Below are 14,574 nucleotides of genomic sequence, written 5' to 3' on the forward strand. Positions count from 1 at the left end.
CCGAGCCCGTTTTTTACGACATTTTTTCTTGTTGCGCATCAGAGCCGTCCCGGGACTTCAGGCATCGATCATTGAACGGAGAGGCCATGCAGAAGCCGCGCGCAGTCGTCAGCCGGAATGCGCACTGTTCGGGCGTCCGCCACGGAACCGGCAGCATCGTGCGGCGTTTCGATCCCGCGCGCGACTCGTACGCGCAACTCACCGCGATGCTGCATCGCGCGTTCGCGAGGCTCGGGATGATGGGGCTCAACTGCACGTGTGTCGATCGGTCCATCGCCGTGACGCAGCAACGCGCATTGGCCGGCGACTGTTTCGTCGCGTTGTGCAACGGCAAGATCGTGGTCACGATGACGCTCTATGCGCGCGACGCCGAATCGCCATGCGACCTTTATCAGCGCGGCGATGCGGCGAGCGTGCGCCAGCTCGGCATCGATCCCAGGTGGCAAGGGCGCGGCATCGGCAAGTCGATGCTGACGTTCGCCGAGCATTGGGCCGCGACGCCCGGCTTTGCCGAACTCGCGCTCGACACGCCGGAGCCCGCCGCGCATCTCGTCGCGTTCTATCGCGCGCAAGGCTTTCGCATCGTCGATACGCATCACTTCGAAGGCAAGCGTTACGACAGCGCGATACTCAGCACGCCGCCCGTTGCCGTCCGCATGATGGCGACGTGGTCGCGGCGTCTGGAATCGCCGCGCGCAGTGTTGTGCCACGAACCGGCGCGCGGCGTGAGCGTCATCGGGCGCTTGCGTCGCGGCGGCCCACTGTCGTCACTTCGTCACTTCACGTTGAACGAATAATCGCCGTGCGTGCGATGGCCGTCCGATGCGACGGCAACCCAATGCACGGTGTACTTGCCGGCAGGCAAAGCGGGCAGCGCGACGGATTCGACGCGCGGCTGCTGCGCGTCGACGGCCGATTTCGCGGTGTTCACCTGCTTGCCCGACGCATCGGTGACGGTCAGCGAACTGAATGCCGGTTCGAGCGGTCCGTCGAATGTGATGACTACCTTGGCCGGCGATTCAACCGTCGCGCCCGCGCCGGGCTCCTGCTTCTGCGGAAACACGTGTGCGTTGGCCGCGAGCGGGCTCAGCGCCAACAGTGCGCCGCCTACGATTGCGAATCGTGTCATTTTCATTGCGATGTCCTCGTTACTGGAAGAGCGGCTTGCCGATCGTCGTCGGCGCAATGTCGTCGAAGAAGATATGCGCCTGCACCAGCACGCCGACATGCGAGCCGCTCGCGCGGTTCACGGGTATCTGCGCTTCGATGCCGAGTTGCCCGTAGCGGTTGACCCAGATGAAGCCCGGATTCACCGTGCCCGTCGTTTGCCCCTGGCTGCGCGATAGCGGAATTTCGACGATAGGGATCAGGCTCGCGAGCGGCTGCGGCAAGCCGACATCGCGCACATGCTGCTGCAGATAGGGCAGGCTGTATTGCACTGTCACGCCGTAGTTGAACGCGTTCGGCTGGCCCGCGCCTGTCGTGAACGCGGGACCGGCTTCGCCCGTGATTGCGATCGGGCGCAGCCACGCGAGCGAATCGGGCAGGTCGCCGAAACCTTTGCCCGCGAAGATCGTCGGCGAGATCGTCGAGAAGCTCTCGCCGATCGCGTGACTGCCCGTGCCGCCGAGATCCGCGTCGACGCCGATCGACGTCATGAACTCATGCGCTTCGCTCACGTACAGCAGGTACTTGAGGCCGACGCTGAAGTTGTCGAAGCCGTGTGCCGTCGGATTGTTCTGCCCGACATAGGCGCCTCCGATGGATACGGCAAGGCGCGGCGTGATCAGCTTGTCGTATTCGAAACTGAATGTGTTGACGCTCTGGTCGCCATCGTCACCGGGCACACGCTGATGGCCGTATTGCAAGTTGAGTTCGTCGCCGACGCCGGGATCGTCGACGGCCATCGTGGCGGGGAATACGCGATCACCCGCAATCGCGTGCGCGTGCGAGAGCGCTGGAAAGAGCAAGGCCGTGGCAATGCAGCAGGCGAGCGGCAGTGTGCCGCGCCTGTCGAGTGTGATGTTCATGGGTCATCCCGAGTATGAGCGCGCGCGTGAGCGGCTTGCGCTTCGCGAAGCGGCGCACGCGCGAAAGCAGCAGCGCCGTCATGGCGCCGCCGGAACGCGATTCGACTCAGAGATGAATGGGCGGCGCGCGCGGTTGCGCGGCTTGATAGGGGGCCGCGAGCGCGACGCTGTCGAAGCGCGCGGCGGCCTGTTGCGTGATGGCCGTGACGATCAGCGCAAACGTCGACGGCGATGCGGGCAGCACGGGGAAATGCACGAGCAGGCTGCAATAGTCGCAAGCGTGCCAGTGCGAGGCGAGCGTATGGGCGTCGGTGGGGTCGTCTTCGTGCGTGTCGGCAAGCGTGGCCGTGTGCGACGAGCAGAGCGCGGCGGCGGGATCGTACGCGCCGCGGCTTGCTGCAATGGCCTGCGAGACAGTGGGCGCGAGCGTCGCCATCAGGATCGCAAGCAATCCGAGGAGGCTGCCAATCTTCCGATGGAACCGGCTCGACATGTTAAAGGCGTTGTTGAAGGCTGCGCGGATTATGCCATGTGCCGCGCGCAGCATGGCCGCGTGCACCGGAATACTCGAATATGGAAAATTATCGCCGTGCTGTCGATTCGCTGCCGCCTCGGTCGTCGTGTGTGTAGAACCAGGCAACGGCGCGAAATATGCCCGCGTTCTCACGAAACTGCAAAAGGAGGCTGCAATGAATTATGTGGACGGATTTGTCGTCGGTGTAAAGGAGGCGAATCGCGAAATTTACCGTAGGCATGCCCAGATTGCGGCGGGCGTTTTCAAGGAATACGGTGCGCTGAATGTCGTCGAATGCTGGGGCGATGACGTGCCCGAAGGCAAGCTCACGTCGTTTCCGATGGCCGTCAAGCTCGAACCCGGCGAGGTAGTGGTCTTCTCGTGGGTCGTGTGGCCTTCGCGCTCGGCACGCGACGAAGGCATGAAGAAAGTGATGGCCGACCCACGTACGCAGCCCGATACGCTGCCGATGCCATTCGACGGCAAGCGTCTGATTTACGGCGGCTTCGAAGTGATCGTCGACGTCTAGCGCGAGACCGCCGGCGCGAGACGTTCCGCATTCGGCTCGTTAGAGCTAGAGCGTTTCGGTGAACATGGGCGTGGTGCCGTCGGTGCTCTCGTAGTACTCCGCCGACGCCTGCGCTTTCTGCGCGCCCTGTCCGAGCCGGACGATCGTGAAGCCGTGCATGTAGACCTTGTTCGCCTGTTTCAGCAGGACGTTCTGCAGCGCGGGCGGATTGACGACGCGCGGGTCGGGCGCGTTCTCCGGGCCATTGACGAGCACGGGCACGGCGCCGTGTCCGATGCACCGTCCACGCGTCAAGCCGAGGTACGGCTGATACACGCTCAGGCTGTGTTCATGGCCCCAGAACCACGCGGCGATCGGCTGCTTCGCGGCCTGCGAAAAACGTCGAAAGCTCGCGAGCAGCCGCGGATTGTATGCGGTGAGTTTGCCGTCCGTCTGCGGTGGTCCGATCTGCGAGAGCGCGGAAAACAGCTGGTGATGCGAAAGCAGAATCGTCTTGCCGCTGAATTCGGCGATGCGCTCGACGATCCAGTCTTCTTCGTCCTGCTCCAGAAAAGTTACGACGTCGTTCACCGTGAACGGGTTGTAGTCGTGCAGGCCGGTGTCCATCGCGATGAACTGCCAGTCGTCGTTGCGCAGACAGAAGAAGCTCGCGGGCTGCAGGCGCGCGTGATCGTTGAGCGTGTCGATGAGCCCGTAGTAGCCGGCGCCGCCCGAGTACATGTCGTGATTGCCGGAGAGCGTGTAGACGGGCACGTCTTTCGTATCGCGTGAAAGCACGGCATCGACGATCTTCCTGAAGTTCGCGTCGCACTCCTGCGGCGTGCCCGAGTAGTAGATATCGCCGAGATGGATCACGACGTCCGGGCTTTGCAGCGAGGCCTGTTTCAAAAGATCGGCGGCGACCTGGGTGCCCGTGCCCCAGTCGGCGATCAGTGCGACCGTGGCGCCCGCTTTCAGCGGAACCGTGACGGGTCCGATCGCGGCCGCGCGCCGGTAGGGAATCGCGGCGCGCTTGCCGTCCGGCCCGAAGTACTGCATGTAGTTTTCGATGACCGTGATCCACGCCGGATCGCAGACGTTGTAGCGGATGTCGTTCTGGATGCTTTCGGCCGTCGCGGTGTCGCCGCGTGCGCGCGCCTCCATCAGATCGAGTCCCATCTTCGCGCACGTCCACGCGTCCTGCGCGATTTCGCCCGGCGCGACGTCCGGCAGCGACGCTTCGCCTTGCCCCTTCAGTTGCGCGATCGTCGCGGCGGCGCTGACGAGCGGGTTGTCGAGACCAGGCCGCGATGTGAGACCCGTGGAAGGCGTCGTGCTGCGCACGACTTCGTCGACGGCGGATTGAAACATCGAGACGAACTGATCGCGGAAACTTTCGGGCTCGGTGGCCATGACGCTCTCCCGTTCAATGCGGATTGGGCTTGTTGTGCGAAAGCTGCAAGTAAAGTTGCGGTGTCGAAGCTATCGACAGACTTAAGGATCGTTCCGGCAACACCAAGACGATTGGCTCGCCGCAAATTGCACAAAAGGCGATGCGTGATCAGATATGGCCGGGCATTTTTCGAACTGCAATCAACCGGGCACTGCGCGGCACTTTTCAAACGCACGCGGGCTCAAGCTTTTCGCTGCGATGCCGATATCGTGACTGGCCATCCCTCTGCAAAGCCTTCACCCAAGATGCGTTTGACGAAGCTCGAGTCAGTTCTTTCAGCCGTAGCGGTATTCGCCGTCGTGAGTTTCAGCGGATGGCTCCAGGGCGAAATGAAGCACGCGGCGCGTGAGCGCAACCGGCACGACATCGGCACGATCGTCGATGCGGCGTGCGCCAACCTGACAGCCGTCGAGCTCGAATCGAACGACAACGGCCAGTTGCAATGCGGCGCAGTGATGCTCGAAGCGCCGCGCGAACCGTCGGCGGCAGCGGGTGCGTTGACGGCGTCCGTGAACGGCACCGCGACGAGTGTCCCGAATCCATAAGCGGCGACAGCACGTTGCCCGCGCTACGCCAGGCGGGACGCGCCGCCCGTCGACAATACCTCACACACTGATATACTGAATACGTCAGCAGTCCGCGTGGCGATGGATGCGCGCGGCACGATACGGGCGCGGCGCATCCGGCCGCTTGAACAACCACGGTGTTCAAGACACCGACCCATCAGAGGCGATGCATGTCGTCAGAACTGGACAGCCAGCCAGCGGCAACACCGTTCACCCTGTCATTGCAACCCATCGGGACCAGCGCGAGCCTGCGCGATCGCGCGTACGCGATGCTGCGCCAGGCGATCGCCGACGCGGACATCTACGCGTCGCGCGAAGAGATTCGTCTCGACGATCGCGCGCTGAGCGAATCGCTCGGCGTGAGCCGCACGCCCGTGCGCGAGGCGATGACGCTGCTCGAGCAGGAAGGCTTCGTGCGCACGATTCCGCGCCGGGGCATCTACATCGTGCGCAAGAGCAAGCGCGAGATCGTCGAAATGGTGCAGATGTGGGCCGCGCTCGAAAGCATGGCCGCGCGTCTCGCGACACTGCACGCGACGGACGAAGAGATCGCGCGGCTGCGTCACATGTTCGACCAGTTCCGCGATTCGACGCCCGCCGAGCATATCGCCGAGTACTCGGATGCGAACATCGCGTTCCATCAGGCGATCGTCGAGCTGTCGAAGTCGCAGATCATTCTCGACACGATCAAGAACATCTTCATTCATGTGCGCGCAATTCGCCGGATGACGATTTCGCAGAGCGACCGCGCGTCGCGCTCGATCGTCGATCATCTGCGGATCATCGAAGCACTCGAAAAGCGCGACACCGAACTCGCCGAGCGCCTGGTGCGTCAGCACTCGCTCGATCTCGCCGCATTCATCGAGGCGAACTGCGATTTCCTCGACTGAGCGCAACGCGTTTTCAGCAGTACCGTTCTCTGTTCTCTAGCGGACATTCGTTTGCGGATGTCCGCATCTTCCCTCATTGCCAGGCGGCAAGCTCCTCTGCGCGTCCCACACCATCGCTTCCATAAACGATTGCTTATCGATTCGATAAGTAACTTTAATTATTCGCAATTCGCTACATCCGCTTAGCATGGGTTCGCCCGGAATGAGCCTTTGGGTTAAGGGTTAACGCTTGCTTTTGCGCTTCAGCGTGCATCGCATAGGGGAAAATCCGCAGCCCATTGGAATAAAAATGAAAAGACCGCAGCCTGTTTGAATGGTTAACTACGCAGGTCTGTCGAAAGTCACCCAACGCCGGGTAGAAGAAAACGAGCAAGGCGCTTGCGGGCGCAACGATCCTGGATCGCGCAGTCCGCATCGAAAACTAGAACGCAACATTTTGCATGCGACGGAAACAAGCGCTAAAGCGCGAACTGCCGTCGAGAGCGGAGACGATGCACATGAATGGAAACACCCGACAGGCGACGGGAAGCGGTTTCTTTTCGAACCGTTGGTGTCAGCTGATCATCGGCATGCTATGCATGGCGCTGGTCGCGAATCTTCAATATGCGTGGACGCTCTTCGTCGCTCCGATGAATGCGCGGCACCACTGGGGCGAAGCATCGATTCAGCTTGCCTTCTCGATCTTCATTCTCACTGAAACATGGCTCGTGCCCGTCGAAGGGTGGCTCGTCGACCGCTTCGGTCCGCGTCCCGTCGTGGCGGGCGGCGCGCTCTGCGCGGGCCTTGCGTGGGTGCTGAATTCATACGCGACGACACTGCCTGAACTCTACGCGGCGTCCGTCATTGCCGGCATCGGCGCGGGCGGCGTGTACGGCACGTGCGTCGGCAATGCGCTCAAGTGGTTCCCGGACAAGCGCGGCCTCGCCGCAGGCTTGACGGCGGCGGGCTTCGGCGCCGGCGCGGCCGTGACGGTGATCCCGATCGCAAACATGATTACGCGCTCAGGTTACGAACACACGTTCCTGTTCTTCGGCATCCTGCAAGGCGTGGCGATCTTCGTGCTTTCGCTGCTGCTGAAAAAGCCGGTCGCGCGCGCGGCAAACAACGTGAAGCGCAAGTTCGCGGTGACGAAGGTCGATTACACGCCCGGCCAGATGATCAAGGCGCCCGTGTTCTGGGTGATCTATCTGTCGTTCGTCGCGGTGGCGGCGGGCGGTCTGATGGCGACCGCGCAAATCGGGCCGATCGCGAAAGACTGGGGCCTCGCGAAGCTGCCGATGACGCTCTTCGGCGCCACGCTGCCGCTGCTCACGATGACGCTGTCGATCGACAACATCTGCAACGGCTTCACGCGTCCGCTGTGCGGCTTCATCTCCGACAAGATCGGCCGCGAGAACACGATGTTCGCGATCTTCATCGGCGAGGGGCTCGCGCTGCTCGGGATGATGCAGTACGGCCAGAACCCGTATGCGTTCATGACGTTCGCGGCGCTGATCTTCCTGTTCTGGGGTGAGATCTTCTCGATCTTCCCGGCCATCTGCGCGGACACGTTCGGCAGCAAATACGCTGCGGCCAATGCCGGTACGCTCTACACCGCGAAGGGCACAGCGGCGCTACTCGTGCCGCTCGCGTCGGTGCTGTCGGCGGCAGGCGGGTGGAATCTCGTGTTCATCGTGTCGGCCGTGGTCACGATCGCAGCGGGCGTGTCGGCGAAGTTCATCCTCGCGCCGATGCGCGCGCGCTGGATCGAGTCGTCGGGGGCGCGCTCTTCGCTTGCTTCTGCAAGCGGCTCGTCGCCGCTGGGCGCCAGCTCGGGAGAGTGACGAAGGGCGCTGCGCAAGCGCCGCCGCGTGATAGTAGCCAAAGAAGCGGTGCATGGCTTGAATCGCCATGCACCGCTTTTTGTTTGGTTGTTGCGTGACGTAGCGGCGCGCCGTTAGTCAATAAGCCGATAGCCAATAAAAAAGTCTCCCGTGCAGCGAGGCGCGGGAAACTTCGTTCGGCTTGCTTCGTAGGCGGCTTGTCGGCTTGATGACGCTTGCGGATCAGGCGCCCGCCAACGCCGGCAGGCCTGCGTCGTCCGCGAAGTACTGGGCGATCGAGAATCCCGCCGACCGCTGCGCGCGGCTGCTGGATGCCTCTGCGCGCGTCGGCAGCGCGTCCGGCGTGTGCGCGCGCTTCTTCGCGAGAATCGCCTCGCTCAGGAACTCCGCGCTGTAAGCGTTGAGCAAATGCGGCTGCTGGGCCTCGATATACGCGACGACGCGCGCATGTTCGCCGTCGATCACCGCAAGCGATGTCAGCGTTTGCGCGTCCCAGCGAAAGCGCAGCCCCAGATCGGCGAATGCGCTATTGAACGCGCACAGCTGCGCATCGACTGCGCGGTCGTAGTCAGTCCGGTGTCCATCGTGTGCGTTGCGCATGATCTCCTCCATTTCATCGATTGCGTGAAGAACAGCATAGGCCGCCCGATCAATTCACGATAGTTAAAGTTTTCTTTGAAAACTATTGATCAACGTTTATGGAAAGAGCGCTGCAAACCCAGGGTGCAGGAGAGTTGGTTTCGAATAGATATGTGATATACAGTATTGCACATATACAAAGCGGCCATCGCGAGGCCACAGACCGCGCCCACCAGGCGCATGAGCCAAGCGGACCACCACCGTTTTCGACAACGAGGAGACACGTCGACCATGTCCACCGACACGCAAGAGAATGTCCGCACGGTCCCGTTGAGCCTGAACCTGACGCCGATCAGCGCGACGGCCTCGCTGCGCGACCAGGCGTATGCGCGGCTGAAGCACGCGATTGCGAACACCGACATCTATCACTCGCGCGAAGAAGTGCGTCTGGATGAGAAGGAACTGACCGAGGCGCTCGGCGTGAGCCGCACGCCGGTTCGCGAGGCGATGACGCTGCTCGAACAGGAAGGCTTTCTGCGCACGGTCCCGCGCCGCGGCGTCTACATCTTGCGCAAGACGAAGAAAGAGATCGTCGAGATGATCTGCATGTGGGCCGCGCTCGAAAGCGTGGCGGCGCGTCTTGCGACCCAGCGCGCTTCCAACGAGGACATCGCCCGGCTGCGCGCGATGTTCGATCATTTCAACGAGGCCACGCCGACCGATCACATCGAGGAATACTCGGAGGTGAACATCGCGTTTCACCAGGCGCTCGTCGAGCTGTCCGGCTCGCAGATCATTCTCGACACGATCAAGAACATCTTCATGCATGTGCGCGCGATACGCCGCATGACGATCGCGCAGAGCGACCGCGCGTCGCGCTCGATCGAGGACCACATGCGCATCATCGAAGCGCTCGAGGCGCGCGACACCGAACGCGTCGAAACGCTCGTGCGCCAGCATTCGCTCGATCTCGCGCTGTATGTCGAAGCGCATTGCGATTTTCTGGACTGAGGCCCCGCAAACCACTCGCGCGACCCTAGGACTATCCCGTACGGGCGCTTGATGCAGCGCACGATTCAAGCGCCCACACCCTTCAAACACAAAGCTTAAGAGACCTTTTGCGATGCAGCAGCACGAACAGGCAGCGCAAAAAACCGTTGACTAATATTGTGTTTGGAATATTGTATATCACGAGACGCCACACAACACCCGGCCAAGGAGGAGACGTCATGGCAGATGTACTTGAGATCAGACCGCAGGAATCCGCTGAAGAGAACGCACAACAAATGACGGACGGTTTCCACCTCGTCATCGATGCACTGAAGGCGAACGATATCGACACGATCTTCGGTCTGGTCGGCATTCCTATCACCGACCTTGCGCGCCTTGCGCAAGCCGAAGGAATGCGCTTTATCGGTTTCCGTCACGAGCAGCATGCGGGCAATGCCGCCGCCATCGCTGGCTACATGACCCAAAAGCCCGGCATTTGCCTCACGGTGTCCGCGCCGGGCTTCCTGAACGGCCTCACGGCACTCGCCAACGCAACGACGAACTGCTTCCCGATGATCCTGATCAGCGGATCGAGCGAGCGCGAAATCGTCGACCTGCAGCAGGGCGACTACGAAGAGATGGACCAGCTGAACGCTGCGAAGCCGTACGCGAAAGCTGCGTATCGCGTGCTGCACGCAGAGGACATCGGCATCGGCGTTGCGCGCGCGATCCGCGCGGCCGTGTCGGGCCGTCCGGGCGGCGTGTATCTGGACCTGCCCGCGAAGCTGCTGTCGCAAACCATCGATGCCGTGAAGGCGAAGCAATCGCTCGTGCGCGTGATCGACGCGGCGCCGCGCCAGTTGCCCGCGCCGGACTCGGTGAAGCGCGCCATCGATCTGCTCAAGGGTGCGAAGCGTCCGCTCGTGCTGCTCGGCAAGGGCGCTGCGTATTCGCAGGCCGACAAGGAGATTCGCGCGTTCATCGAGAAGACGGGCATTCCGTATCTGCCGATGTCGATGGCCAAGGGCCTGCTGCCCGACACGCACGAGCAATCGGCCTCCGCCGCGCGTTCGTTCGTGCTCGCCGAATCCGACGTCGTCGTGCTGGTCGGCGCGCGCCTGAACTGGCTGCTGTCGCACGGCAAGGGCAAGACGTGGGGCAACCCGAAGAAGTTCGTGCAGATCGACATCTCGCCGCAGGAAATGGACAGCAACGTCGCGATCGCGGCACCGCTCGTCGGCGACATCGGTTCGTGCGTGGCCGCGCTCGTCGACCAGGTCGGCGATGACTTCCCGCAGCCGCCGAAGGAATGGCTCGACGCCGTCAGCGAGAAGAAGAACAAGAACCTCGAAAAGATGGCGGCGACGCTCGCGAAGAATCCGACGCCCATGAACTTCCACAGCGCGCTGCGCGTGCTGCGCGACATCGTCAAGCAGAACCCCGACATCAACGTCGTGAACGAAGGCGCGAACACGCTCGACTATGCGCGCGCCATCATCGACATGTACCAGCCGCGCAAGCGCTTCGACTCGGGTACGTGGGGCGTGATGGGCATCGGCATGGGCTTCGCGATCGGCGCGGCCGTGACGAGCGGCAAGCCGGTGCTCGCGATCGAAGGCGATAGCGCGTTCGGCTTCAGCGGCATGGAGCTGGAAACGATCTGCCGCTACGAGCTGCCCGTGTGCACGGTGATCTTCAACAACAACGGCGTGTATCGCGGCACCGACGTGAACCCGACGGGCGGAAAGGACGTTGCGCCGACCGTGTTCGTGAAGGACGCGCGCTACGACAAGATGATCGAGGCCTTCGGCGGCATCGGCTACAACGTGACGACGCCCGAAGAACTCGAAAAGGCCCTCAAGGAAGCCATCGCATCCGGCAAGCCGACGCTGATCAACGCAGTGATCGACGAGGCGGCCGGTACGGAAAGCGGACGCCTGACCAATCTGAACCCGCAAAGCGCGGCAATGAAAAAGTGACCTCAGCCAACCACGGAGATACGAAAGTGACCAAACCCCTTGAAGGCGTCAAGATCATCGACTTCACGCACGTGCAGGCAGGTCCTGCTTGCACGCAGCTGCTCGCCTGGTTCGGCGCGGATGTGATCAAGGTCGAGCGTCCGGGCGCGGGCGACGTGACGCGCAACCAGCTGCGCGATATCCCCGGCGTCGACGCGCTGTACTTCACGATGCTCAACAGCAACAAGCGCTCGCTGACGCTCGACACGAAGACGCAGGACGGCAAGGAAGTGCTCGAACGGCTGATCCAGGAATCGGACGTGCTGGTCGAGAACTTCGCACCGGGCGCGCTGGACCGTATGGGCTTCACGTGGGAGCGCATCAACGAACTGAATCCGAAGATGATCGTCGCGTCGGTGAAGGGCTTCAGCGACGGCCACCACTACGACGACCTGAAGGTCTATGAAAACGTCGCGCAGTGCGCGGGCGGCGCCGCATCGACGACGGGCTTCTGGGACGGCCCGCCGACGGTCAGCGCAGCGGCGCTCGGCGACAGCAACACGGGCATGCACCTCGCGATCGGCATTCTCACGGCGCTGATCGGCCGCGACAAGACGGGCAAGGGCCAGAAGGTGGCCGTGTCGATGCAGGACAGCGTGATCAACCTGTGCCGCGTGAAGCTGCGCGACCAGCAGCGTCTGGACCGCGTCGGCTATCTGGAAGAGTATCCGCAGTATCCGCACGGCGAGTTCACCGATGTCGTGCCGCGCGGCGGCAATGCGGGCGGCGGCGGCCAGCCGGGCTGGGTGTTGAAGTGCAAGGGCTGGGAGACCGATCCGAACGCGTACATCTACTTCACGGTTCAGGGCCACGCGTGGGAGCCGATCTGCCGCGCGATCGGCAAGCCCGAGTGGATCGACGATCCCGCGTACAAGACGGCCGAAGCGCGCCAGCCGCACATCTTCGATATCTTCAACACGATCGAAACCTGGCTCGCCGACAAGACGAAGTTCGAAGCCGTCGACATCCTGCGCAAGTTCGACATTCCGTGCTCGCCCGTTCTGTCGATGAAGGAGATCGCGAACGATCCGTCGCTGCGCGCAAGCGGCACGATCACGGAAGTGCAGCACAAGGCGCGCGGCAGCTATCTGACGGTCGGCAGCCCGATCAAGTTCTCGGACATGAAGCCTGAGATCACCGGTTCGCCGCTGCTCGGCGAGCACACGGAAGAAGTGCTCAAGGGCCTCGGCTACAGCTTCGAGCAGATCGCCAGCATGCGCGAAGCGAAAGTGGTGTAATCGCAGAGGCGTTTCAATGGGCTCCGTGTTGCAGGAGGAGCGGAGCCCTGTCGAACAGCGCCTTAGCCAGGCGCTGTTTTTCACTGAGCGGCAGCCATATACACGAGCCCCAATATGCAAGCAGCCATCGATTACGAACAACTGGTCCATGCGATCGGCGATGCCGTCGTCATCGCCGACAAGAGCGGCGCGATCACGCTGTGGAATCCCGCAGCCGAGCGCATGTTCGGATTCACGCAAGAAGAAGCGCTCGGCAAATCACTCGATCTGATCATTCCCGAACGTCTGCGCGGGCGTCATTGGGAAGGCTACGAAAAGACCATGGCGACGGGACAGACGCGCTATGGCAACGATGTGCTGCGGGTGCCTTCCGTTCACAAGGATGGCCGCGCGCTGTCCATCGCTTTTACCGTTGCACTGCTGTATTCGGATACGCGCGAACTGACGGGCATCGTTGCCATCATTCGCGACGAAACCGCGCGCTTCCAGGAAGACCGCAATCTGCGCAAGCGCATCGCGGAACTCGAGGCGCGCGTCAGCGCCTGAAGTGTCGTTCCGGGTTGTTGCTCGCGGGCGGCGCATGCGCCGTCCCGCACTCGCGCAGTCAATATCACGTCGATCGCCATCGCGGCGATCAGCACGGAGAACATCGATGCGTGTAGAAACCTTCGGGCCGTATCAGGTTGAATTGTCGGCCATGCAGTTCATTCACAACGGCGGCTGGGCCGCATTCGCCGCCGTGCGCAAACTCGACGACGGCGCCGAGGCGCCCGTTCATGTCCTGCCGTATCAACAGGTCGCCGATCACACCGTATTCGCCACCGAAGCCGCAGCTATTGCAGCCGCGCGCGGCGCCGCCTTTGCGTTGATCGAGCCGCAGGCTCGCTGATCGCACCGCTTCTCTCTTCACGCTTCCCGCAAGCCTGCCGACCACCACCATCGCATTCGCCTCTGGGCGAAACGCGAGGGCAGAGCGCGTCCGTAGTGGGCGCTGAGTACCGGGGTTGCCCATAAGGGTTTTTCCCCGCCAAAAAACGCCCGAAAAAGCTTGCTCAAATAGCGGGCTGTAAATACGATATATCACATATCAGATGCATTCGAAGCTAGGGCAGAACAGTCCCGATGTGCGCGAACCGCGTCCGCAACGTACAGCAAACAATGATGGGAGACGTAGCATGGGCAAAGCACTCGACGGTGTGCGCATTCTCGATTTCACGCATGTGCAGTCGGGGCCGACCTGCACGCAGCTGCTGGCGTGGTTCGGCGCGGACGTGATCAAGGTGGAGCGCGCGGGCGCAGGTGACATCACGCGCGAGCAGCTGCGCGACGTGCCGGGCGCCGACAGCCTGTACTTCACGATGCTCAACCACAACAAGCGCTCGGTGACGATCGACACGAAGAACCCGGAAGGCAAGCTCGTGCTCGAAGCGCTGATCCAGAAGTGCGACGTGCTGGTGGAGAACTTCGCGCCGGGCGCGCTGGACCGCATGGGCTTCACGTGGGAGCGCATCCAGGAGCTCAATCCGCGGATGATCGTCGCGTCGGTGAAGGGCTTCGGCCCGGGGCCGTACGAGGACTGCAAGGTGTATGAGAACGTCGCGCAGTGCGTGGGCGGCGCGGCGTCGACCACCGGCTTCGACGATGGCCCGCCCGTGGTGACGGGCGCGCAGATCGGCGACAGCGGCACCGGTTTGCATCTGGCGCTGGGCATCGTCACGGCGCTCTACCAGCGCACGATGACGGGCCGCGGCCAGAAGGTGCTCGCGGCGATGCAGGACGGCGTGCTGAACCTGTGCCGCGTGAAGCTGCGCGACCAGCAGCGTCTGGAGCGTACGGGCGTGATGAAGGAGTACCCGCAATATCCGAACGGCACGTTCGGCGAGGCGGTGCCGCGCGCGGGCAATGCATCGGGCGGCGGCCAGCCGGGCTGGATTCTCAAGTGCAAGGGCTGGGAGCACGACCCGA

Annotated in this window: 16 protein-coding genes; 11 read left to right on the forward strand and 5 right to left on the reverse strand. The window is 62.6% G+C overall.

Annotated elements, in window-relative coordinates; all coding sequences use genetic code 11:
* Nucleotides 1-86: 86 nt before the first annotated feature.
* Entirely contained in the window at nucleotides 87-797 is a 711-nt protein-coding gene (locus tag GCT13_RS29790) for a GNAT family N-acetyltransferase (RefSeq protein ID WP_152764211.1), read from the forward strand.
* Here GCT13_RS29790 and GCT13_RS29795 read toward each other — a convergent pair.
* The 3 genes from GCT13_RS29795 to GCT13_RS29805 all read right to left on the reverse strand — a co-directional run bounded on the left by GCT13_RS29795 (nucleotide 776) and on the right by GCT13_RS29805 (nucleotide 2,523).
* Complete coding sequence (locus GCT13_RS29795; RefSeq protein WP_152764213.1) at nucleotides 776-1,135, reverse strand: copper resistance CopC family protein; 360 nt, start codon at nucleotides 1,133-1,135, stop codon at nucleotides 776-778. The genes GCT13_RS29790 and GCT13_RS29795 overlap by 22 nt on opposite strands.
* Before the next feature lie 13 nt (nucleotides 1,136-1,148).
* The gene (locus GCT13_RS29800) at nucleotides 1,149-2,030 is read right to left on the reverse strand and encodes a hypothetical protein (RefSeq protein WP_152764215.1); all 882 of its coding nucleotides are present in this window, start codon (nucleotides 2,028-2,030) and stop codon (nucleotides 1,149-1,151) included.
* A gap of 106 nt (nucleotides 2,031-2,136) precedes the next feature.
* Nucleotides 2,137-2,523, reverse strand: coding sequence for a DUF2946 domain-containing protein (locus GCT13_RS29805; RefSeq protein WP_152764217.1), 387 nt, complete (start codon nucleotides 2,521-2,523; stop codon nucleotides 2,137-2,139).
* Nucleotides 2,524-2,719: 196 nt separating this feature from the next.
* Here GCT13_RS29805 and GCT13_RS29810 point away from each other — a divergent pair, with 196 nt between their 5' ends.
* Entirely contained in the window at nucleotides 2,720-3,073 is a 354-nt protein-coding gene (locus tag GCT13_RS29810) for a DUF1428 domain-containing protein (RefSeq protein WP_152764219.1), read from the forward strand.
* Nucleotides 3,074-3,118: 45 nt separating this feature from the next.
* On the opposite strand, the gene GCT13_RS29815 is transcribed toward GCT13_RS29810, so the two are convergent.
* The gene (locus GCT13_RS29815) at nucleotides 3,119-4,465 is read right to left on the reverse strand and encodes a metallophosphoesterase family protein (protein WP_152764221.1); all 1,347 of its coding nucleotides are present in this window, start codon (nucleotides 4,463-4,465) and stop codon (nucleotides 3,119-3,121) included.
* A gap of 285 nt (nucleotides 4,466-4,750) precedes the next feature.
* Between GCT13_RS29815 and GCT13_RS29820 the strand changes: the two genes are divergently transcribed.
* From GCT13_RS29820 to oxlT, 3 genes are all read left to right on the forward strand, one after another.
* Nucleotides 4,751-5,050: a hypothetical protein gene (locus GCT13_RS29820; RefSeq protein WP_152764223.1), complete on the forward strand. Its 300-nt coding sequence runs from the start codon at nucleotides 4,751-4,753 to the stop codon at nucleotides 5,048-5,050.
* Nucleotides 5,051-5,241: 191 nt separating this feature from the next.
* Nucleotides 5,242-5,961, forward strand: coding sequence for a GntR family transcriptional regulator (locus GCT13_RS29825; protein ID WP_090868897.1), 720 nt, complete (start codon nucleotides 5,242-5,244; stop codon nucleotides 5,959-5,961).
* A gap of 497 nt (nucleotides 5,962-6,458) precedes the next feature.
* Complete coding sequence (gene oxlT / locus GCT13_RS29830) at nucleotides 6,459-7,784, forward strand: oxalate/formate MFS antiporter (RefSeq protein WP_152764225.1); 1,326 nt, start codon at nucleotides 6,459-6,461, stop codon at nucleotides 7,782-7,784.
* A 222-nt stretch (nucleotides 7,785-8,006) separates the two neighbouring features.
* On the opposite strand, the gene GCT13_RS29835 is transcribed toward oxlT, so the two are convergent.
* On the reverse strand, nucleotides 8,007-8,384 hold the full coding sequence (locus tag GCT13_RS29835) for a hypothetical protein (protein ID WP_152764227.1): 378 nt from the start codon (nucleotides 8,382-8,384) through the stop codon (nucleotides 8,007-8,009).
* Between the two features lie 270 nt (nucleotides 8,385-8,654).
* Here GCT13_RS29835 and GCT13_RS29840 point away from each other — a divergent pair, with 270 nt between their 5' ends.
* The 6 genes from GCT13_RS29840 to GCT13_RS29865 form a co-directional block, all read left to right on the forward strand.
* Entirely contained in the window at nucleotides 8,655-9,374 is a 720-nt protein-coding gene (locus tag GCT13_RS29840) for a GntR family transcriptional regulator (protein WP_090874098.1), read from the forward strand.
* A 218-nt stretch (nucleotides 9,375-9,592) separates the two neighbouring features.
* Nucleotides 9,593-11,332, forward strand: a complete 1,740-nt coding sequence (oxc, locus tag GCT13_RS29845; RefSeq protein WP_152764229.1) for an oxalyl-CoA decarboxylase — start codon at nucleotides 9,593-9,595, stop codon at nucleotides 11,330-11,332.
* Nucleotides 11,333-11,358: 26 nt separating this feature from the next.
* A complete protein-coding gene (gene frc / locus GCT13_RS29850; RefSeq protein ID WP_321574709.1) occupies nucleotides 11,359-12,609 on the forward strand; it encodes a formyl-CoA transferase in 1,251 nt (416 codons plus the stop codon).
* Nucleotides 12,610-12,723: 114 nt separating this feature from the next.
* Complete coding sequence (locus GCT13_RS29855; protein WP_152764231.1) at nucleotides 12,724-13,155, forward strand: PAS domain-containing protein; 432 nt, start codon at nucleotides 12,724-12,726, stop codon at nucleotides 13,153-13,155.
* Nucleotides 13,156-13,261: 106 nt separating this feature from the next.
* The gene (locus GCT13_RS29860; RefSeq protein ID WP_152764233.1) at nucleotides 13,262-13,498 is read left to right on the forward strand and encodes a hypothetical protein; all 237 of its coding nucleotides are present in this window, start codon (nucleotides 13,262-13,264) and stop codon (nucleotides 13,496-13,498) included.
* A 286-nt stretch (nucleotides 13,499-13,784) separates the two neighbouring features.
* The coding region (locus GCT13_RS29865; RefSeq protein WP_152764235.1) for a formyl-CoA transferase at nucleotides 13,785-14,574 on the forward strand (790 nt) is incomplete at its 3' end.

The organism is Paraburkholderia franconis (genome assembly GCF_009362735.1).
Classification (GTDB): domain Bacteria; phylum Pseudomonadota; class Gammaproteobacteria; order Burkholderiales; family Burkholderiaceae; genus Paraburkholderia; species Paraburkholderia franconis.